General features: G+C 70.0%; 22 protein-coding genes. 5 read left to right on the top strand and 17 right to left on the bottom strand.

Going from position 1 to position 18,082, the window contains the following annotated elements; translation table 11 throughout:
* Positions 1-209: 209 nt before the first annotated feature.
* From ACFPIJ_RS12850 to ACFPIJ_RS12830, 5 genes are all read right to left on the bottom strand, one after another.
* Positions 210-1,031, bottom strand: coding sequence for an HAD family hydrolase (locus ACFPIJ_RS12850; RefSeq protein WP_380114968.1), 822 nt, complete (start codon positions 1,029-1,031; stop codon positions 210-212).
* Positions 1,028-1,843: an HAD family hydrolase gene (locus ACFPIJ_RS12845; protein ID WP_380114967.1), complete on the bottom strand. Its 816-nt coding sequence runs from the start codon at positions 1,841-1,843 to the stop codon at positions 1,028-1,030. Before ACFPIJ_RS12845 ends, ACFPIJ_RS12850 begins: the two co-directional genes overlap by 4 nt.
* Positions 1,844-1,952: 109 nt before the next feature.
* On the bottom strand, positions 1,953-2,630 hold the full coding sequence (locus ACFPIJ_RS12840) for a hypothetical protein (RefSeq protein ID WP_380114966.1): 678 nt from the start codon (positions 2,628-2,630) through the stop codon (positions 1,953-1,955).
* Between the two features lie 15 nt (positions 2,631-2,645).
* Positions 2,646-3,263, bottom strand: a complete 618-nt coding sequence (locus tag ACFPIJ_RS12835) for an NADPH-dependent F420 reductase (RefSeq protein ID WP_380114965.1) — start codon at positions 3,261-3,263, stop codon at positions 2,646-2,648.
* Entirely contained in the window at positions 3,256-3,705 is a 450-nt protein-coding gene (locus ACFPIJ_RS12830) for a hypothetical protein (RefSeq protein WP_380114964.1), read from the bottom strand. Before ACFPIJ_RS12830 ends, ACFPIJ_RS12835 begins: the two co-directional genes overlap by 8 nt.
* A gap of 108 nt (positions 3,706-3,813) precedes the next feature.
* Between ACFPIJ_RS12830 and ACFPIJ_RS12825 the strand changes: the two genes are divergently transcribed.
* Genes ACFPIJ_RS12825 through ACFPIJ_RS12810 form a run of 4 tightly spaced genes read left to right on the top strand, consistent with a single transcriptional unit; the run spans position 3,814 to position 6,179 of the window.
* Positions 3,814-4,239: an OsmC family protein gene (locus ACFPIJ_RS12825; RefSeq protein WP_380114963.1), complete on the top strand. Its 426-nt coding sequence runs from the start codon at positions 3,814-3,816 to the stop codon at positions 4,237-4,239.
* A 49-nt stretch (positions 4,240-4,288) separates the two neighbouring features.
* The gene (locus tag ACFPIJ_RS12820) at positions 4,289-4,636 is read left to right on the top strand and encodes a metallopeptidase family protein (protein ID WP_203848345.1); all 348 of its coding nucleotides are present in this window, start codon (positions 4,289-4,291) and stop codon (positions 4,634-4,636) included.
* A gap of 45 nt (positions 4,637-4,681) precedes the next feature.
* Positions 4,682-5,413: an AIM24 family protein gene (locus tag ACFPIJ_RS12815; protein ID WP_380114962.1), complete on the top strand. Its 732-nt coding sequence runs from the start codon at positions 4,682-4,684 to the stop codon at positions 5,411-5,413.
* Positions 5,414-5,471: 58 nt separating this feature from the next.
* Entirely contained in the window at positions 5,472-6,179 is a 708-nt protein-coding gene (locus ACFPIJ_RS12810; protein WP_380114961.1) for an AIM24 family protein, read from the top strand.
* A gap of 33 nt (positions 6,180-6,212) precedes the next feature.
* Here the strand turns inward: ACFPIJ_RS12810 and pheA are convergent, their stop codons facing one another.
* The 5 genes from pheA to ACFPIJ_RS12785 form a co-directional block, all read right to left on the bottom strand.
* Entirely contained in the window at positions 6,213-7,151 is a 939-nt protein-coding gene (gene pheA / locus ACFPIJ_RS12805) for a prephenate dehydratase (RefSeq protein WP_380114960.1), read from the bottom strand.
* Between the two features lie 31 nt (positions 7,152-7,182).
* The gene (locus ACFPIJ_RS12800) at positions 7,183-7,689 is read right to left on the bottom strand and encodes a hypothetical protein (RefSeq protein ID WP_380114959.1); all 507 of its coding nucleotides are present in this window, start codon (positions 7,687-7,689) and stop codon (positions 7,183-7,185) included.
* Positions 7,690-7,733: 44 nt separating this feature from the next.
* Positions 7,734-8,138: an ACT domain-containing protein gene (locus ACFPIJ_RS12795; RefSeq protein WP_380114958.1), complete on the bottom strand. Its 405-nt coding sequence runs from the start codon at positions 8,136-8,138 to the stop codon at positions 7,734-7,736.
* A gap of 75 nt (positions 8,139-8,213) precedes the next feature.
* A complete protein-coding gene (locus tag ACFPIJ_RS12790; protein WP_380114957.1) occupies positions 8,214-8,645 on the bottom strand; it encodes a hypothetical protein in 432 nt (143 codons plus the stop codon).
* A 133-nt stretch (positions 8,646-8,778) separates the two neighbouring features.
* Complete coding sequence (locus ACFPIJ_RS12785) at positions 8,779-9,384, bottom strand: hypothetical protein (protein WP_380114956.1); 606 nt, start codon at positions 9,382-9,384, stop codon at positions 8,779-8,781.
* Positions 9,385-9,674: 290 nt separating this feature from the next.
* Between ACFPIJ_RS12785 and ACFPIJ_RS12780 the strand changes: the two genes are divergently transcribed.
* Positions 9,675-10,871 (top strand): arginine deiminase, encoded by a 1,197-nt coding sequence (locus ACFPIJ_RS12780; RefSeq protein WP_380114955.1) that lies wholly within the window; start codon positions 9,675-9,677, stop codon positions 10,869-10,871.
* An 18-nt stretch (positions 10,872-10,889) separates the two neighbouring features.
* Here the strand turns inward: ACFPIJ_RS12780 and ACFPIJ_RS12775 are convergent, their stop codons facing one another.
* The 7 genes from ACFPIJ_RS12775 to ACFPIJ_RS12745 form a co-directional block, all read right to left on the bottom strand.
* Entirely contained in the window at positions 10,890-11,777 is an 888-nt protein-coding gene (locus ACFPIJ_RS12775; protein WP_380114954.1) for a DUF5926 family protein, read from the bottom strand.
* 190 nt (positions 11,778-11,967) lie between these two features.
* Positions 11,968-12,366: an ATP-binding protein gene (locus tag ACFPIJ_RS12770; protein ID WP_380114953.1), complete on the bottom strand. Its 399-nt coding sequence runs from the start codon at positions 12,364-12,366 to the stop codon at positions 11,968-11,970.
* 4 nt (positions 12,367-12,370) lie between these two features.
* On the bottom strand, positions 12,371-13,861 hold the full coding sequence (locus tag ACFPIJ_RS12765) for a sensor histidine kinase (protein ID WP_380114952.1): 1,491 nt from the start codon (positions 13,859-13,861) through the stop codon (positions 12,371-12,373).
* A gap of 128 nt (positions 13,862-13,989) precedes the next feature.
* Positions 13,990-14,799 (bottom strand): glycerophosphodiester phosphodiesterase, encoded by an 810-nt coding sequence (locus tag ACFPIJ_RS12760; RefSeq protein WP_380114951.1) that lies wholly within the window; start codon positions 14,797-14,799, stop codon positions 13,990-13,992.
* A 10-nt stretch (positions 14,800-14,809) separates the two neighbouring features.
* A complete protein-coding gene (locus tag ACFPIJ_RS12755) occupies positions 14,810-15,148 on the bottom strand; it encodes a rhodanese-like domain-containing protein (RefSeq protein ID WP_380114950.1) in 339 nt (112 codons plus the stop codon).
* A gap of 19 nt (positions 15,149-15,167) precedes the next feature.
* Entirely contained in the window at positions 15,168-16,283 is a 1,116-nt protein-coding gene (locus tag ACFPIJ_RS12750; RefSeq protein ID WP_380114949.1) for an LCP family protein, read from the bottom strand.
* Between the two features lie 519 nt (positions 16,284-16,802).
* Entirely contained in the window at positions 16,803-18,071 is a 1,269-nt protein-coding gene (locus ACFPIJ_RS12745; RefSeq protein ID WP_380114948.1) for an LCP family protein, read from the bottom strand.
* Positions 18,072-18,082: the final 11 nt, after the last annotated feature.

Genomic DNA, 18,082 nt, shown 5'->3' with positions numbered 1-18,082 from the left:
GGCTGGCGACTGTGCCGCCGTAGAGACGACGGTGGCCAGCCACGGGGATGGGCGCGTATGCGCCATCCCAGCCAGCGCGGCACGCGCGGCTGTGCGAGCGCAGCGAGCATTGGGGGTCCGGGGTGAGAATCCCCCGGCGGGACCCGCCGCGAAGCGGTGGGGCAGCGAGCTATCGCGCAGCGACTGGCGGGTGACAGCGGGAAACAGCGCTATGGCGAAGCCACAGGCGGGAAACAGTGGGTCTCCAGGTAGACGGCCACGCCGTCGTCCTCGTTGGTCGCGGAGGTCACGTCGTGCGCCGCCGCCCGGACCGCTGGGTGGCCGTTGGCCATGGCGACGCCGCGGCCGGCCCAGGTGAGCATCGCCAGGTCGTTCGGCATGTCCCCGAAGGCGATCACCTCGAGCGCCGAGACCGCGTGCTCGCGGGCGACCCGGGCCAGGGCGGTCCCCTTCGTGACGCCGACGGCGGAGACCTCGACCATGCCGCTGGAGGAGGAGTTCGTCGCTTCCGCCAGGCCGTCGAGGCACTCGCCGACCAGCGCGGTGAACTCGTCGGCCGGCTGGACGCCGGCGCGGACGAGGAGTTTCGCCGCCGGACGGGTCAGCAGCTCGGCGTAGGAGACCGGACCGACCGACCCGTGGTTGACCTCCCAGGGGCCCACCGGGAACTCGACCTCGTGGCGCATCTGGCGGCCGCCGTCACGCTCGACGGCGAAGACGACGCCGGGGATCTTCGCGCGGAGGCGCTCGCAGGCCTCGGCCAGCGTGGACGGCTCGATCGGGGTGCTGTGGACGATCGAGTCGGTGCCCGGGTGATACGTCGCCGCCCCGTTCGCGCAGATGGCGATCGGTCGGACCGTCAGCTGGTCGTACACCGGATGCAGCCAGCGAATCGGGCGGCCGGTGACCAGCACGATCACGATCCCGGCTGCGTCGAGGCGGTGCAGGACCTCGACCGTGCGCGGGCTGACCGTGCGGTCCCGGCCGACAAGGGTGCCGTCGAGGTCCGTCGCCACCAGTCGAGGGGTCACAGCTTCAACATAGCTTCGAGGTAGGTCGCGACCCCGTCTTCGTCGTTGGTGAGAGTCGTCTCGTCGGCGAGCGCCTTCAGGGCCGGATGGGCGTTGGCGACGGCGACCCGGCCGAACCCGGCCCACCGGAACATCGGCACGTCGTTGGGCATGTCGCCGAAGACCAGGACGTCGCCGGGGTCGATGCCGAGGGCCGTCGCGACGAAGCGCAGGCCGGTGGCCTTGTCGACGCCGGGCGGGCAGATCTCGATGTAGCCGAGGCCGGCCTGGGTGATCGTGGCCAGGTCCGGCGGGATGACCCGCTCGGCGACGGCCAGCACCTCGTCGACGTCGCAGGTGGGATGCCTGGCGAAGCCTTTGAGGACGGGACCGGTGAGGCATTCGGCCCGGACCCTGGCCTCGACGACGTCGGGGTAGCGCCAGTGCGGGTCGGCGTCGCCCCACAGCGGCGCCTCGTGGTGGTCGCCTGCCTCGATCAGCACGGAGAGGGTGCCGAGCTCGTGCTCGAGGCGGGCGAAGACCTCGGCGAGGGCGTCGCCGTCGAGCCGCTCGTCGCGCAGGACGACCGGGTGGTCGGTGTCGCGGATGTCGAGGACCCGGCTGCCGCCGCCCATGACCAGGAAGTCGGCGGCAGGGATGTCGGATCGGACCAGCTCGGTCAGTCTGGGGCCGCGGCCGGTGGCGCCCACGATGTGGATGCCGGCCGCCTTGACCCGTTCCAGGACGGCACGGGTGTAGTCGCTCACGGTGTCGTCGCTGTGGACGAGCGTGCCGTCGAGGTCCGTCGCGATGAGTTTGGGCAAACTGCGCATTCGGTGCTCCTTCCGCGTCAGCGGGGGAGCAACCGTACCTCCGCGATCCACCGGGGTCACACCATGCGAGTAAATCTCAACCGAACGTACGACATCCTGATGGCGGACCCTAATGCAGTGGGGTGACCGTCAGCTCGAGCGGCTCGGAGCCGTCGTGGTGGTCTTCCACGGGACGGCGGCGGGCCAGTCCCCGCACGGCGACGATCGCGCCGACCGCCAGCATCGCGGTTGCCGCCGCCGCGAGCGGGTATCCGGCACCGACGTGCACGGCGTCGTCCGGCAGCCGGTACGAGCTGAGCGGGCTGTACCCGAGGCGGTCGATGATCTGCTTGAAGCCGACGAGCACCAGCGCGTTGCCGGCCAGCATCGCCAGCGCGCCGGCGGCCGCGCCCCGGCGGACCGCGCCGCGGGTCGCCAGCAGGATGCCGATCCCGACCAGGGCGAGCGTGAGGGTGCCGAGGTAGACGACGACGGGGCCGCTGTTGAGGCTGGCCAGGTCGATGTCGATGGTGTCCGGCGTGCTGTCGCCCTCGGCGAGGTCCGGGTCGCCGATGGCGGCGGCGCGCAGGTTGATGGAGCTCCACGGCAGGTACTGCGCGGCTGCCGCCAGCGCGAACCCGATGGCGAGCAGCCCGATGGCGACCGGCCCGCCGCCGCGCTCCGCCACCCCGGCGGGCGGCGGAGCATCGGCCGGCGAAGCCGGCGAGGAAGCCGGCGAGGCGGGGAGCAAGGAAGGCGGCAAGGCAGGCGCGACGATCGATGGTCCGCGGACGACCGGCTCAGTCATACCGCGCAGGGTAGCTCAGGAAACGACCCGCAGGTTGAACCGCAGATCGCGCTTGGCGCCCCACACCGCGATCCACAGCGGGAGGTACTGCTCCATCGCGAACGCCTTGTCGATCCCGCCGAGGTCCAGCACGTCGCCCTCGGGCCAGCCGAACTTCGTCAGCACCGTCGTGACCTGCGCCTTGGCTGCAGCGTCGTCGCCGGCGACGAACATGGTGTGCGGCTCGGACAGCAGGTCAGGGCGGACCATGACGTCACAGTTGACGGTGTTGAGGGTCTTGACGACCTTGAGCGAAGGGAACGCGGCCTGCAGCCCGGCGGCGACGGGCTTGACCGCGGCCGAGGTCAGGTCGTTGGAGATGTCGGCGAGGACCTTGCCGCTCAGGTCGCCGGCGGAGCGCAGCACGTCGAGCGAAGCGCCGCCGGGGGTGGCGTTGAACAGGAGCGAGCCGTGCGCGGCCGCGTCGGCGAACGTGCCGGCGCGACCGCCGGTGCGCTCCGCCCAGGCGACGGCCTTCGGGTTGGCGGCGTCGCGGGAGCCCATGACGACGTCATACCCGACCTCGATCAGCCGGGTCGCGATCGCGTCGCCGACCGCACCGGTGCCGAGGACCCCCACATTGAGATCAGTCATGTCCAGCGGCAACACCTGCCGGCGGCGAAACATGCCGTCCGGCGCGGCCGATTGCGAGCAGACCGCAGCCGAACCCGAGCAGAGGCATCGACACGAGCGCCAGCCAGCTGCCCGCCGACGTGCCCACATCCGCGATCCGGCCGGGGCCGGCGAGCTGGCCGTCAAAAGTAGTGATGAGGCCCACTACGATCGACGCGGTCACCAGCGACAGGACCGGACCGGCCAGCCCGGCGACCTTGCGCCCCTGGTTGGCGCCCATCGCCGCGGCACCGAGGAGCGCGATGAGGGTGAGCAGCAGGATCACGTACCAGACGCCTTTTTCGAGATTGAGGATCGTGAGGCTGTCCAGGCGCCGCTGCGGCCGGCGACCGGAGCCGGTCACCACCAGCTGCTGGACCCACGGCACGAAGATCGAGGCAATGCCGGTGAGCAGGCCGGACACGCCCAACCAACCACCGATGTGCACCAGTTTGCGCTGCATCAACTTGATCCCTCCCAAGACTGCCGAGCTCGTCCCAAGGAACACACGGAATGGGCTAGCGTCTGGTTCATGCCTACTCGCACTTCATCCGCCCGCTGGGAGGGCGACCTCAAGTCCGGCGCCGGCACCGTCTCCACCGGCTCGGGGTCCTTCCAGGGTTCCTATTCCTTCCCGTCGCGCTTCGAGAGCGGCGAGGGGACCAACCCCGAGGAGCTGATCGCGGCCGCACACGCCGCCTGCTTCTCGATGGCCTTCTCCAACGGCCTGGCCAAGGCCGGCTTCACGCCCACGTCGGTGGAGACCACCGCCGCGGTGCAGTTCGGTCCGGTCGAGGGCGGTTTCGCCATCACCCGGATCGACCTGACCAGCCGCGGTGACGTCCCCGGGATCGACGCGGGCGAGTTCGACAAGATCGCCGCCGAGGCCAAGGCCGGCTGCCCGATCTCCAAGGCCCTCGCGGCCGTCGAGATCACCCTGGACGCCAAGCTCGTCTGAAGTCTCTTGAGAGGGTCCCCCACGATGGGGGACCCTCTTTCACATGCCGGTGACGATGAGCAAGGAGCGCTTCGAGGAGCTCGTGGGCGAGGCCCTGGACGAGGTCCCCGAGGAGCTGCTCGACCTCATGGACAACGTGGTGATCCTGGTCGTCGACGACCCGCCGGCGGGTGAACCGGACCTGCTCGGTCTGTATGAGGGGTATTCCCTGACGGAGCGCGGCTGGGACTACTCCGGGGTGCTACCCGATCGGATCTCGATTTACCGTAACCCGATCCTCGCAATCTGTGACGATGAGGACGACGTCGTCGACGAGGTGGCGATCACCGTCGTGCACGAGATCGCGCACCACTTCGGCATCGACGACCGCAAGCTACATGCGCTGGGCTGGGGTTGAGACGATCGCCAAAAGTGAGACGAACGCCAAAGAAGGGACGCTCACATGCGCAGTGCCTTGTTCGCCGCCGAAAACATGGAGAAGGAGTCGCAGCAGCCGGGGCTGCGGTTGCAGAACTCCAAGATGCTCAAGGCCGAGCTCAACGGCGAGATCATGGCCCGGACCGGCACGATGGTGGCCTACCAGGGCCAGGTGCAGTTCCAGGCGCTCGGCTCGGGCGGCGTCGGCAAGTGGCTCAAGTCGAAGCTGACCGGCGAGGGTGTCCCGCTGATGAAGGTCTCCGGCCGCGGCGACGTGTTCTTCGCGGACCGCTCCGCCGACGTGCACCTCATCGACCTCGAGCCCGGTGACGCGATCTCGATCAACGGTGCCAACGTGCTCGCGTTCGACGCGTCGCTGCAGTACGACATCAAGATGGTCCAGGGCGTCGGCGTCATGTCGTCAGCGGGCCTGTTCAACTGCGTGTTCACCGGCCAGGGGCGGCTCGCGATCACGACGAAGGGCACGCCGGTCGTGCTGACCGTCGACGCACCCACGTATGTCGACCCGCAGGCCGCCATCTGCTGGTCCGCGAGCCTGCAGACCGGGTATCACCGCGCCGACCACCTCGGCATCGGCACGCTGCTCGGCCGCAGCACCGGTGAGGCTTTCACGATGAGCTTCGCCGGGCGGGGCTTCGTCGTCGTCCAGCCGTCGGAGGAGCCGCCGCAGGGTCTCGCCGGTGGCCAGGGACAACAGCAGCAGGGCGGCGTCCTGGGGAATCTTCTCGGCGGTTGATCGCGCTTTCATAACGGGTCCTCCGCACGGCCTTGGAGGACCCGTTACGCTGCGCAGCGTGCGCGGTGACATCTTCAAGGCCGAAAACATGGCCCAGCCCCCAACCCAGGCAGGCATGAGCCTGCAGCACTCCAAGTGCGTCAAGTACGCCGTGAACGGTGAGGTCATGGCGCGTCAAGGCGCCATGGTCGCGTTCCGCGGCAACCTCCAGTTCGAGGTGAAGAGCCAGGGCGTCGGAAACTTCCTCAAGCGTGCGGTCACCGGTGAGGGCCTGTCCCTCATGGCCGTGCGCGGACAGGGCGAGGTGTGGTTCGCCGATGCCGCCTCCGACTGCCACATCGTCGACATCGAGCCCAACGACGCGTTGACGATCAACGGCAGGAACGTCCTCTGCTTCGACCCGTCGCTGCGGTACGAGATCCAGCGCGTCCAGGGTGCCGGCATGTTCGGCGGCGGCCTGTTCAACAGCGTCTTCACCGGTCAGGGCAAGCTCGCGATCGTCACCGAAGGTGCCCCGATCATCATCCCGGTGAGCCCGCAGGCGCCGGTGCTGGTCGACACCGACGCGGTCGTCGGGTGGTCGGCGAGCCTGCAGACCAGCATCCAGAAGAACCAGAGCCTCAAGTCGATCCTCAAGGGCGGCTCGGGCGAGCTGTTCCAGCTGGTGCTGCAGGGTCAGGGCTTCGTCATCGTCCAGCCCAGCGAGGGCAAGCCGGCGGCGGCCCAGCAGAAGCCGAGCGGCATCCTCGGCGGCATCGGCGGCTGACATCGGACGGGGATGGGCCCGCCGCCCATCCCCTCAACCCCCGTTGCGGAGCTCACTGAGCCAACTGGCCGCGTCGGTGAAGTCCTCGTCGGACAGGCCGGGCGCGCGCCGTGGCGGCGCCTCGCCGTGTGACGCCCGCGGGTATGAGCCGAGGAACCGCACGTCGGCGCAGATACGGCGCAGCCCCTGTAACGCCTCGCCCATCTGGGCCTCGGCGACGTGGCCGCCGCAGTCGAGGAAGAACACGTAGCGGCCGAGGCGCTCGCCGGTCGGCCGGGACTCGATCCTGGTCAGGTTGACCCCGCGGACCGACAGCTCGGTCAGCACGGCCAGCAGCGCGCCGACCCGGTCGTGCGCGATGTAGACCGCGAGCGTGGTCAGGTCGTCGCCGGTCGGCGGTGGCGGCGGGCCGGGCCGGGCCACCAGCGCGAAGCGGGTCATGGCGTCGGGGTTGTCGGCGATGTCCTTCGCCAGCACGTGCAGCTTGTAGCGGCTCGCGCCGATCGCGGCGCAGATCGCGGCGTCGAACTCGCCGGTGCCGGCGCCGATCGCGGCGGTCGCGTTGGACAGCACGTCGACGACCGTCGCCTGCGGCACGTGGTCCCGGAGCCACTTACGGCACTGCGCACCGGCCTGCGGGTGGGCGGCGACGGACCGGACCGAGTCCAGTGGCCGGTCCTCGGCACTGGCGAGCACGAACTGCACCGGCAGCACCACCTCGCGGGTGATGATCAGCGGCTCACCGCCGGCGAGCTCGTCGAGGGTGACCCCGACCTGCCCACCGATCGAGTTCTCCAGCGGGACGAGTGCCGCGTCGGCCTCACCGGCGCGCAGCGCGTCGAGGGCCTCCGGAACGCTCCGGGCCGGGGTCAGCACCCCGCGGTCGGCGGCCGGGACAGTCCTGAGCGCCTGCTCGGAGAACGTGCCTTCCGGCCCCAGGTACACGAACCGCGTCGGCGGCACACCAGGCATGCGGTCAAGCCTAGTCGCTCTTGCCGGCCGCTCAGCAGTCGGCGGTGTTGAGCAGCGCGGGCGGGGCGGTCGCCTTGACCTCGACGGTGCACGGGTCGGTGCCGACGGTGACGACGGTCAGCGCGGCCGGGGCGCCCTTCGACATGACCTGCAACGGTTCACTGCCCGTGACGGTGAGCACGGTGTACTGCCACACCCCGGCACACAGCGGCCCGGTCTTCACGGTGAGGCCGGCCCCGGCGGGCAGGTTGGGCCGGGCCCGGCGGACCGCCGCTACGACCTGCTCGCCGGTCGGACGGCCGTTGCACTGCGACACGTATGCCTCGGAGAACGGCAGCTGGCTCGGGCTGCTGCTGGCGGAGCGGGACGGCGTGCGGGCCGGCACGTCGGGCGTGCTCGCCGGGGTCGGGCTCGCCGACCTCGCCGGCGGGGGCGACACCGGCGGCAGGAGCGGCCCGGAGTCACCGCGCGACCGGGTGCAGCCGGACACCAGGCATCCAAGGCTGACGATAGCGAGCACGGCGGCCCCAGTGCGCATGGAGCACATCGTAGGACGTCAGTCCCGGTGGTTCACGCGGCGGTTCAGACGGTGCCGGACGTCGTCACGCGGTGCCCGGCGGCGTTGAGGGCGGCCAGCGCCTCGCTCAGCCGCACGGCGGGCACCAGGACGTAGTCGGTGTCGAACGTGGAGAACGCGAAGATGTTGACCCGGGCGTCGGCGAGCGGCGACACGATCGAGGCGAGAATGCCGGTGAGGGCGAGCTGGACCGGGCCGGCGACACGCAGGCAACGCCACGGTGTCTCGACGGAGGCACCGCTGGGCACCCGGTCGGCGGGGCACAGGATGGAGACCTCGTCGGGCGTCCAGGTCACCGAGATGACGTCGGGACCGGTCGCCGCCGCCTCCAGGAAACCCGCCGGGAGGGGCGATCCGGCCGGCAGACGGCCGATCGCATAGTCACCTGGCAGCACCTGGAGGTCCAACATGACAAGGAGCGTACGGTGCGAACGCGCTGCGTGGCGGAAGCCGTGAGCCACGTTACGCTGAACTGTCCTTTCGCCCTATACCGTGCTGAAGAACGTCAGTGAGCCGACGACCTCTCCGTCCTGCAGCAGCGGGGTGGCGATCGCGTCGAACGTGCGCGGTCCCGTCGCGCACCGCACCCGGACCAGCCCGCGGGCCAGGCGCCCCGAGGACAGGGCGAGCAGCGGCGGCGTCTTGTTGATCTCGGAGGCGTCCAGGGCGCCACCGTCACCGAAGTCGAGCAGCTGCAGGACGCCGTCCACCAGCGGCCGGTCGATGGCGGACTCGGTGAGCCCGAGCAGGTCCTCGAACGAGGCGGACACCGCGACGATGACCGCCTTGTCGTCGATCACCAGGCTCGGCTCCGCCGCGTCGGCGACCGTCGCCGCCCACCGGTCGAGTGACGACTCGGTCGGGTCGGGCGAACGGGCGAGGTGTGGGTCGGAAATGGAAAGCTCGACATGCGCCACAGCGCCTCCTCAGGCACCGGTGCGGCGGACGTGTCCGCGCAACGAACTCATCATCGCATCAGTCAGGGTGTGATCGGTCCCCAGCGATTGCTCAATCCGGCGCTTCGTGTCGAGCGGCTCCACGCCGCAGAGGCTACTCCGCGTCACCCCGCTTGTCAGTGCCCACTCGATCGCCGTCCTTGTACCACCGGTAACTGTCCGCGAACGCGGCATACGTCTGCACGGACCACGTGGCCGGGTGCAGCGCGAGCTCGAACACCTTGTCGACGGTGTCCATCGCGAGCCGGTTGCCACGGGCGTTGAGGACGCGGGGCAGCTCGTGATACGCGGTGACCAGACAGCCCTTCGGCACCCCGTAGAAGCTGATCTTCCCGGTGCCCGCGAAGGCCAGGATCGGCATGACCGGGATCGACACGCCGGCGCTGCGGGAGAGCGCCTCGGCGGCACCCTTCGCCTCGGCGCGGGTCTCCTCGACGTACTTGGGGCGCTTGCCGTCGATCTGCACGATGTCACCGGCAAACGAGACGCGGCTGCGGCCGTGGTCCTTGACCGTCACCGCGAACACGCCACCCGGACCGACGGCGAGGAAGGAGCGGCGTTCGGCGCCGGTCAGCTCGCGCAGGTCGAGGACGTGCCACTCCTCGCCGAGGCGGCCGATGAGGCTGCCCATTCTGCGGTACAGACGGTTGTGCCCCGCCTCTTCCCTGCGGGCTCCGCGCTCGGCGCGTCGCTCGCGCATCCAGTCAATGGGGGAAGGCCGGCCGGCATCAACAATGATGCGATCGTCAAACCCTTCGGGCTGCGAATGCTGACCGCCGCGGTGCAGCAGTTCGGTCATCTCGCACACCTCCAAGTCGCCGCTCGGTTGCGTGTGTGTTCAAACACCGTACGTGTTCAATCGCGCAACTGGGATGACCGGACGGTTGAAAGACCAGGAATGACTGGGATGAATGCCGCATTCACGACGTCTCATGAATTTGCAGATGGCGCCCAACCGGTGGATAACGGGTCAGCCGTTAGTCTGAGTCAGTGAGCCATCATCACGTCGACAGCGAGGTCGGACGGCTCGGCACGGTGTTGTTGCACCGCCCGGGCCCGGAGCTGGCCCGGCTGACTCCGCGCAACAACGACTCGCTGCTGTTCGACGGGATCCCATGGGTCGGACGCGCTCAAGAAGAGCATGACACGTTCGCGCACGCCCTGCGTAGCCATAATGTCGAGGTCCTCTACGTGTCGGACCTCCTCGCCGAGACCGTCGCCGTGCCCGCCGCCCGCGCCGAGGTGACGCAGGCGGTCCTCGACGATGTCCGGCTCGGCGACACGCTGCGCCGGCACGTCGCCGAGCACCTCGCCGCGCTCGACCCGGCGACCCTGGCGACCACGCTCATCGCCGGACTCTCCCGGGCCGAGCTGCGGGCCGGTGGCGGCCTCGTCCACGCGCTCATGGACCGGTCCGACTTCGTCATCGACCCGCTGCCCAACCTGCTCTTCACCCGCGACTCATCGGTCTGGATCGGCGGCCAGGTCGCGGTGACCAGCCTGGCGATGCACGCCCGCCGCCGCGAGACGACCCTCACCTGCGCGATCTACCGCCATCATCCGCGGTTCGCCGGCACGTCCCTGGTGTACGAGCCGGGCCTGGAACACCTCGAAGGCGGCGACGTGCTGCTGCTGGCACCGGGTGTCGCCGCGGTCGGCGTCGGCGAGCGCACCCGGCCCGCGGGCGCGGAGCGGCTGGCCCGGCGCTGCTTCGAGCGCGGCCTGGCCCACACCGTGCTGGTGGTGCCGATCGCCCAGGAACGCGCGACGATGCACCTCGACACGGTCTGCACGATGGTCGACGTCGACGCGGTCGTCATGTATCCGAACGTCGCCAGCACCCTGCAGGCCTGGACCGTCACGGCGTCCGGCGGCTCCCCCGACCTGACCGTCTCGGGGCCCGAGCCCTTCATCGTCGGCGCCGCGAAGGCCATGCGGATCGACACCCTGCGGATCATCGACACGGGTCTGGACCCGGTGACCGCCGAGCGGGAGCAGTGGGACGACGGGAACAACACGCTGGCGATCGCGCCGCGGCTCTGCGTCGCGTACGAGCGCAATGTGGAGACCAACGCCCAGTTGGAGCGGCACGGCATCGAGGTCATCCGGATCCCCGGCTCCGAGCTGGGCTCGGGCCGGGGTGGTCCGCGATGCATGTCCGCACCGATCGCGCGGGCGTCGTCGTAGCTCTCTGCTGCTCTTTGTTTACCGGAGCGGCTGGAGGCGGCCGAGCAGGCCCTGCTTGCTGCGGCGCTCGGCGGCGGTCAGGGGCTCGTTGACGGCAAGCGCCTCCGCGTAGCGCTTCGTGAACTCGGCGACCGGCGCCTCCCACTCCTCCGCCTCGACCTCGAGCGGCAGGTCCCAGACGGGAGCGAGCAGGCCGTGCGCGCGGAACATGCCGGCGAACTTCGTGTTGTCGCCGAGCAGCAGCCCGCCACCGGCCGACAGCCGCGACAACGCGTCCAGCGCCCGGTCCTCGTCGTCGCCGAGCACCAGGCGGACGTGGGCCCGGTCGGTGACGCGGCACCAGTACGTCGCCGGCGCCGCCGACAGCCGCACCGTCGGGAAGATGCTGGCGTTGGCCCGCTCCAGCGACGCCCGCACGTTCGGGTCGTCGGTCGCGTTGTCCTCGAGCCAGAACTCAAATCCCGTGTGCACCGTGATGTCCAGCGGCGCATTGACGATCACGTCCTGCAGCCGCGGCCCGACCCCCGGCAGCGCCGGGATGTTGACGGTCTGCCCCGTCGGCGTGTCCAGCGCGCACTGCAGCGCCACCGCGAGGTCACGGGACACATCGCCGGACTGCACGTGCCGCTGCAATCCGATGAACACCCGGCCATCGGGCTTCGTCATCGCCGGCCACGCCATCGGCAGGACCGTCGCGAGGATCACCGGGCGGTCGCCGTACCGCTCGACCAGATCGGGGGCCAGCTTCAAGGGCGCCGAGGCGGCAGGCACCAGTTCACGCAGCGCGATCCACTCCGGCTCGTCGGCCAGCCCTTCGAACGGGCGGCCCACGTAGACGTCACGGATCTTCTGGCGCTTCTCACCGTCGGCGGAACGGCCACGGGGGGTTTTCGCTCGCTTGCTCACGGCGACCCAGCCTAGGCGGTCCCACCGCGCCGCGGGCGAACACCCACCACCCTGGGCGCGTCACTCACCCCCGCGCGCACCCCATTACCGACAAGTCAGAAATATCCCCCGAGCCCGGATCGCTGTCGCGGCCACGGCGCGACTTCGATCAACCGGGAGGCGGGCGCGGAACGGTGCGGCGGAACGGGGGTCAGAGGGTGGCCCAGACGCACTGGCCGAGGCCGTCGCGTTCGACGCCCCAGCCGGTGGCCAGCGCGGCGACGATGGTCAGGCCGCGGCCGTCGATCGCGTCGGGAGCGGCGACCCGCAGCTCCGGGCCGGCCGCCGAGCCGCCGTCGGTGACCCGGATCTCCAGGGTGTCGTCGTCGAGCAGGCGCCACGCCACCCGGATGACGTCGCCGGGGAGGGGGGCCGCGTGGCGGACGGCGTTGCCGACCAGTTCGGCGGCGATGGCGATGGCGTCGTCGAGGCGGTCCTCGGTGAGCAGGGCGTCGAGTTCGTGGGCAAGGCGGTGGCGGGCGACGTGCGCGCCGCGAGCGTGATGCGGGACGACGACGCACCAGGCGCGCTCCGCGACGGTTGTGGACACCCTCTCAAGCCTCCCCATGGGTATCTGCGTCGGCGCGGGGCAGTCGCACCTCCGCGACGGTCCCGCCTCCTTGGCGTGGACGCAACGATACCCATCCATGTTGACGCTCAACGATCCTACGCACGAGATAGAGTCCCAGTCCCACGCCACCGCGGGTTCGCTGGTCTCCGATCTCCAGTTGCCAGAAGCGCTCGAACGCCCGCTCGACGTGCTCCGGGCGGATGCCGATGCCCCGGTCGGCGACCCTGAACCAGACGGTTTGCGCATCCGCACCCGCGGTCAGCACCGCTTCTACCCAGTTCAGGGAGTACTTACCCGCATTTGTAACAAATTCCGCAAGGATGGTAGCGAGGGTGGCGCGTTCGCCGAGGGCCTTCGGAAGGGTCTGCGGCAGCTCGACGGTCAGGGTGCGGCGCTGCTCGGGGCTCAGGTCGTCCAGTGCGGCCGCGAGGGTGTCCACCAGGTCGAACGGCAGCAGCGCCGACGCGTCGCCCGGAATGGCCTCGTCGCCGACGGCGTTGAGGAGGCGGTCCACCAGCCGGCTGAGCTCGCGGGCGCGCTGGCCGACGACGTAGATCGCCTCGCGCCGGGAGCCGTCGTCGAGGGAGTCCCAGTGCTCGACGAGCGTGTCGGCGTACCCCCGGATGACCGTGATCGGGGTCCGCAGTTCGTGCCCGGTGAGGGCGATGAACAGGTCGCGCCCGTCGGAGGACTGGTCGGCGCGGGCCCGGAACGACACGCTGATGTCGGTGCCGCCGGGCACGGTGGCGGCTCGGATCTCGATCCAGGTGCCGCAGGCCATCCGGTGTTCGACGGTTTCGGTGCCGGTGGGCAGCGGAAACGGCCACGGCTCCCCGATCGCGGACTCGGACGAGCGGGCGGTGAGCAGGGCCGCGGCCGGGTTCCAGGTGCGCACGACGTGCTCGGCGTCGAGCAGGGCGAACGGCTCCGCCACCGGGTCGACCGAGGGCGCGTCGACGTGGATCGGCAGACCACGGCCCAGGGTGTACTGGAGGCCGACCAGCCCGGCGAGGAACCCGAGGGCGGCCCGTTCGTCGGGACCGGCGGTGCCTTCGGCGTCGTGGTAGCCGCCGACGAGGACGCCGACGGCGGTCTTGCCGGCGTTGACCTCCGCGGCGACGAAGCGGGTCAGGCCGCGGCCGCGCAGGTGCTCGCCGCCGACGGTGCCGAGAAGGCTGACGGGAAACTCGCGGACCCTGGAGCCGTACTGCAGCAACCCCCGCAGCGTCGGATGGATCAGGTCGACGGGTCGGCCGAGGGACCAGTCGAGCGCGGCGGCGGCGGCGACGACCCGGCCGCTGTCCCGGCCGTATTCGATGAAGGCGGCACCGGCGGCCGAGGTCGCCTCGACGGTGACGTCAACGGTGCGTTGCAGGGCGGGCAGGCCGCCGGCACCGGTCGCGAGTTGCTCGGCGATCTCGGCCAGCCCGCCGAACACGGCGGCGGCGTCGACCGGGCGGCGAGCATCGACCATGGTGCGAGTCTGCCTCCCCGCGCTTCGCTTTGAAAGGCTATTGACAAAACTTGTCTACGTGGGATTCCAGCGGGGCGAGCAGGTGCGACGACGGATTCAGTGGTAGCAACCGGATAGCAAAACGATGGTCAGTCTCGCAGGCCCAGTTCCCTGAGTCGTTCGATGACGAACGCCGGCCGGTCCGAGATGATGCCGTTGACCTTCAGCTTCACCACCAGGTCGATTTCGTCGGGTTCGTTGACGGTCCACACGTAGACGGGGAATCCCCTGCGGTGGAGGCGTTCGACGAGTTCCGGGGAGGCGCGCAGGAGTGACACCCCGGGTCCGCCGATGCTGCTGCCGGGCGGGAGCCAGCCGATCCGGCTGGGCACGGACCAGACGTCGATGAGCATCACGGTCGGGAGCGTCGGCGCGAGCTGGCTGACCCGGCGCACGGCGGTGGCGGAGAACGACATCATCGTGACGTGCACGGGCTGGTCGTCGCGGGGGCGGTCGAGTCCGTACCGGCGCAGCAGGCTCAGCAGCGCGGTCTCGACGGCTGCGCCGTAGCGGGTGGGGTGCTTGGTCTCGATGAGCAGCCGCATGGGGCGGCCGGCGTCGACGGCGAGGCCGAGGAGCCGGTCCAGGGTGAGGACCCGGCCGCGCCAGCGGTCGTCGGCCAGCTTCCGGCTGGTGATCAGTTCGTCGGGTGACTCGGGGAGGTCGGTGCGCCAGGAGCCGAAGTCGAAGCGGTCGAGGTCGGCGAGGGTCTGCACGCTGACCCGGCCGCGGCCGTCGCTGGTGCGGTCGATGCGGGAGTCGTGGAGGCAGACGAGGTGGCCGTCGCGGGTCAGCCGGACGTCGCACTCAAGGCCGTCGGCGCCTTCCTCGATGGCGAGGAGGTAGGCGTCGAGGGTGTGCTCGGCGTGTCGATACGACGAGCCCCTGTGCGCGAACACCCAGGGCCGCTCAGGCGACCCTCGGAGCACCGCCGTCCTCGCTCACCATGGGCCGCCCGGCGGCCGCCCAGTCCGACATGCCGCCGTCGAGGTTGATGGTGCGGGTGAGCCCGCTCTGTTGCAGGTATGCGACGACCTGCGCGGAACGGCCGCCGACGCGGCAGATGACGACGACGTCGCGGTCGGTCGGGATCTCGTCGATCCGGGCCGGGATCTGCATCATGGGCACGTGGTTGGCGCCGGGTGCGTGGCCTGCGGCCCACTCGTCGTCCTCGCGGACGTCGAGGAGGTAGGCGTCTTCGGCTACGTCGTTGACCGTGACGGTCGGCACAGCGGATCCCCTGAACACCGCACCAGCCTATAGAGGCTCAGATCGGGTTGACCCAGGTGGGGTTCTCCACCGCCCACGCGTCGAGCGTGTCGTCGCGGATCGCGGAGTAGAGCGCCTGCGCCTCTTCCAACCCGACGACGTAGGAGATGCCGCCGATGTCCTGGGGTTCGGACGGCACGGTCAGGCCGAGCAGGCTGCTGGGGCGCACGTTGCGCAGACCGAACATCAGCTCTTCGAGTGCCACACCGTTGGTGTCGACGGTGAGCGCGCCGCCGAGGGCGCGGATGAGCTTGTCGAGCGCGATCGGGTTGGTGGTCAGGTTCTGCTGCTGCGCCTTGGTGAGGATGGCGCGGATGAACTTCTGCTGGTTCTTCTGCCGGTCGAAGTCGCCGTTGGCCAGGCTCTTGCGCTGCCGGACGAGGTCGAGGGCCTGCCATGACTCGAGGTGGTGGCAGCCGGGGTTGTACACGGCGGGGTGGCCGCCGTTTTCGGGTGACAGGTAGTTGCCCTTGTCGTCGTAGCCGAGGTGGATCGACGTGACCTTCTGGTCGATGCACATGTCGACGCCGCCGAGGATGTCGACCGCGGCCTTGAAGCCGTCGAAGTTGACGATCGCGGCGCCGTCGAAGTGGATGCCGATCAGCTCGTTGAGGGTTTCGGCCAGGAGCTGGACGCCGCCGTTGCCACCGCCGCCGTGCTGGAACGCGCCGTTGATCTTCTCGTGGCTGGAGCCGCGGAACCCGGTGGGCTCGAACGCGGGGATCTTGACCCGCAGGTCGCGGGGGATCGACAGCAGGTATGCCCGGTCCAGGCCGGCCGGGATGTGCACGATGATGATCGAGTCGGAGCGCTGGCCGTCTTCGGGGTCGTTGGCGCGCAGGTCGGAGCCGAGGAGCAGGAAGTTGAGCGGGCCGGTGATGGAGCTGCGGCGCTCTTCTTTCTTGTCCTCGTTGCTGACGCGGGCGTTGTTGCCGAGAAGGTTCTCCTGGTGGACGCTGTCGCGATACCGGTTGGCAAGGACCTGCGTGCCGGTGACGATCGTGGCGGAGCCGATGAGGAGAAACGCGCCGACGACCACGAGGAGCTTGGCCCAGATCGGGTCGCGGCCCGGCAGGGCGGCGCGGGACTTCTGCCTCCGCCGCAGGGTGAGCACGCGCGGACCGGCCGACCCCGCAGGAGCGGCGGCAGACTCCGAGGCCGTGTCAGACTCCGAGGCCGTGTCAGACTCCGAGGCCGTGTCAGACTCCGAGGCCGTGTCAGACTCCGACTCCGCGACCGGCTCCGACTCCGCGACCGGCTCCGTGGCGGTAGCCGGGGATGGGTCCGGAATATCCGACGCGGTGGATTCCTCCGCGACCGCGTCGGTCGATGCAGAGGACTCGACCGGCACCGGTAACACGTGCTCAGGGCTGTCCGCCGGCTGATCCACCGGCGGGTCCTGGTCCTGCTGCATGTCGCCCCCGACTGCGTGCCCGCACTCCGGCGGGGATTTATCCGAGTCTACGTTCGCGGCGGGGATCGTGCCGACCAGTGTCACTGCACAAGATCCGAAGAGTTGCCACCAATCAGGCGTTTTCTACTCGGTCGACGGCAGTTCCGGCAATGAGATCTATATGACAGCCCAGGCATGCAACCCCACAGCTGGGGAGACATGCCCGGGATGCCGGAATTATCACTTCTTGGTGCTGGCCTTCGTTGACGGCTGCGACGACCCGCTCGCCGCCGGCTTGGGGGCGTTGGTCGCGGCCCAGTCCGCCATCTTGTCGGTGCGCATCGCGGTGTACAGCGCGGTGGCCTTCGCCTCGTTCGGCACGACGACGTCCTCGCCGTTGATCTTCTTGCTGCCGTCGTGCGGGCTGACGAGGAACGTCAGGTCGTCGCTGCGCAGGTTGCGGAACTGCAGCGCCATGTCGGCGAGCGAGAAGTCCTTGTCGACGGTCATCGCCTTGGTGATCGCCTTCAGGAACGCGTTGAGCTTCGTCGGGCTGCTCACCGTGCCGGAGCTGACGGCCTTGTCGAGGATCGCCTTCATCATCTGCTGCTGGTGCCGCATCCGGGCGAAGTCGCCGTCGGGGAACTGGTAGCGCTGCCGGGCGTAGTCCAGGGCCTCGTCACCGTTGAGGTGGTTCATACCCTTCTTGAACTTGCGCTTGGGCGGGTGGATGGAGGTGATGTCCTGCTCGATGTTCATGTCGATGCCGCCGAGGGCGTCGATGACCTGCTTGAACCCGCCGAAGTCGATGAGCAGCACGTGATCCATGCGGACGTTGCTGTACTTCTCGATCGTCTGCACGGTCAGCGGCGTGCCACCCCATGAGAAGGACGCGTTCAGCTTGGCCTTGGTGTCGCCGTACGGCGTCGTCTTGCTCTTGGGGATGTACACGTACAGGTCACGCGGCATGGAGACCAGGTACGCCTTGTCGTGGCTGGACGGGATGTGCAGCATGATCATGGTGTCGGTGCGCCACTCGCCGGGCTTGCCCTTGTTGTCGGGGTCGCGGGAGTCGCTGCCGAGCAGCAGCATGTTCAGCGCGCCGTCGGCGACCTTCGCCGGCCGGCCCTCGGTGATCTGCGAGAACGGGTCGTCGCGCTGCAGGCCCGCGTCGACGTAGCGGTAGTAGCTGTAGGCGCCGACACCGGCGAGGAGCGCGAGCACGACGATCGCGGCGCCGGCGACGAGGGCGATCCGGCCCCAGCGGGGACGGACCTTCCTGCGGCCGGGGTACTCGTTGCCGCCGGGGCGGCGCGGCGGCACGACACCGCCGCCACCACCGCCACCGGTGGCGGCCGCGGGACGGGCCGAGCCGTAGACGCCTGGCGTCGCCGGGCTGGTCGGAGTGGAGGCGCCGGAGACGCGCGCACGAGCTCCCGCGCTGGGCGGGAGGGCGTTGGGCACCGAGGCGCGACCCGACGAGCCGTTGGATGCAGGCGTGGTGGACATGAAACCCACGA

This window comes from Dactylosporangium cerinum (genome assembly GCF_042653625.1).
GTDB lineage: Bacteria > Actinomycetota > Actinomycetes > Mycobacteriales > Micromonosporaceae > Dactylosporangium > Dactylosporangium cerinum.
The sequence above is the reverse complement of the archived record's forward strand: the minus strand, read 5'-3'. Positions and strand labels throughout refer to the sequence as shown.

Bases quoted from the DNA above. Each gene is read 5' to 3' on its own strand.
- ACFPIJ_RS12835 (WP_380114965.1), bottom strand. From the start codon at position 3,263: ATGACTGATCTCAATGTGGGGGTCCTCGGCACCGGTGCGGTCGGCGAC.
- ACFPIJ_RS12845 (WP_380114967.1), bottom strand. From the start codon at position 1,843: ATGCGCAGTTTGCCCAAACTCATCGCGACGGACCTCGACGGCACGCTC.
- pheA (WP_380114960.1), bottom strand. From the start codon at position 7,151: ATGCCTGGTGTGCCGCCGACGCGGTTCGTGTACCTGGGGCCGGAAGGC.
- ACFPIJ_RS12795 (WP_380114958.1), bottom strand. From the start codon at position 8,138: ATGTTGGACCTCCAGGTGCTGCCAGGTGACTATGCGATCGGCCGTCTG.
- ACFPIJ_RS12840 (WP_380114966.1), bottom strand. From the start codon at position 2,630: ATGACTGAGCCGGTCGTCCGCGGACCATCGATCGTCGCGCCTGCCTTG.
- ACFPIJ_RS12765 (WP_380114952.1), bottom strand. From the start codon at position 13,861: ATGGTCGATGCTCGCCGCCCGGTCGACGCCGCCGCCGTGTTCGGCGGG.
- ACFPIJ_RS12800 (WP_380114959.1), bottom strand. From the start codon at position 7,689: ATGCGCACTGGGGCCGCCGTGCTCGCTATCGTCAGCCTTGGATGCCTG.
- ACFPIJ_RS12785 (WP_380114956.1), bottom strand. From the start codon at position 9,384: ATGCGCGAGCGACGCGCCGAGCGCGGAGCCCGCAGGGAAGAGGCGGGG.
- ACFPIJ_RS12745 (WP_380114948.1), bottom strand. From the start codon at position 18,071: ATGTCCACCACGCCTGCATCCAACGGCTCGTCGGGTCGCGCCTCGGTG.
- ACFPIJ_RS12825 (WP_380114963.1), top strand. From the start codon at position 3,814: ATGCCTACTCGCACTTCATCCGCCCGCTGGGAGGGCGACCTCAAGTCC.
- ACFPIJ_RS12815 (WP_380114962.1), top strand. From the start codon at position 4,682: ATGCGCAGTGCCTTGTTCGCCGCCGAAAACATGGAGAAGGAGTCGCAG.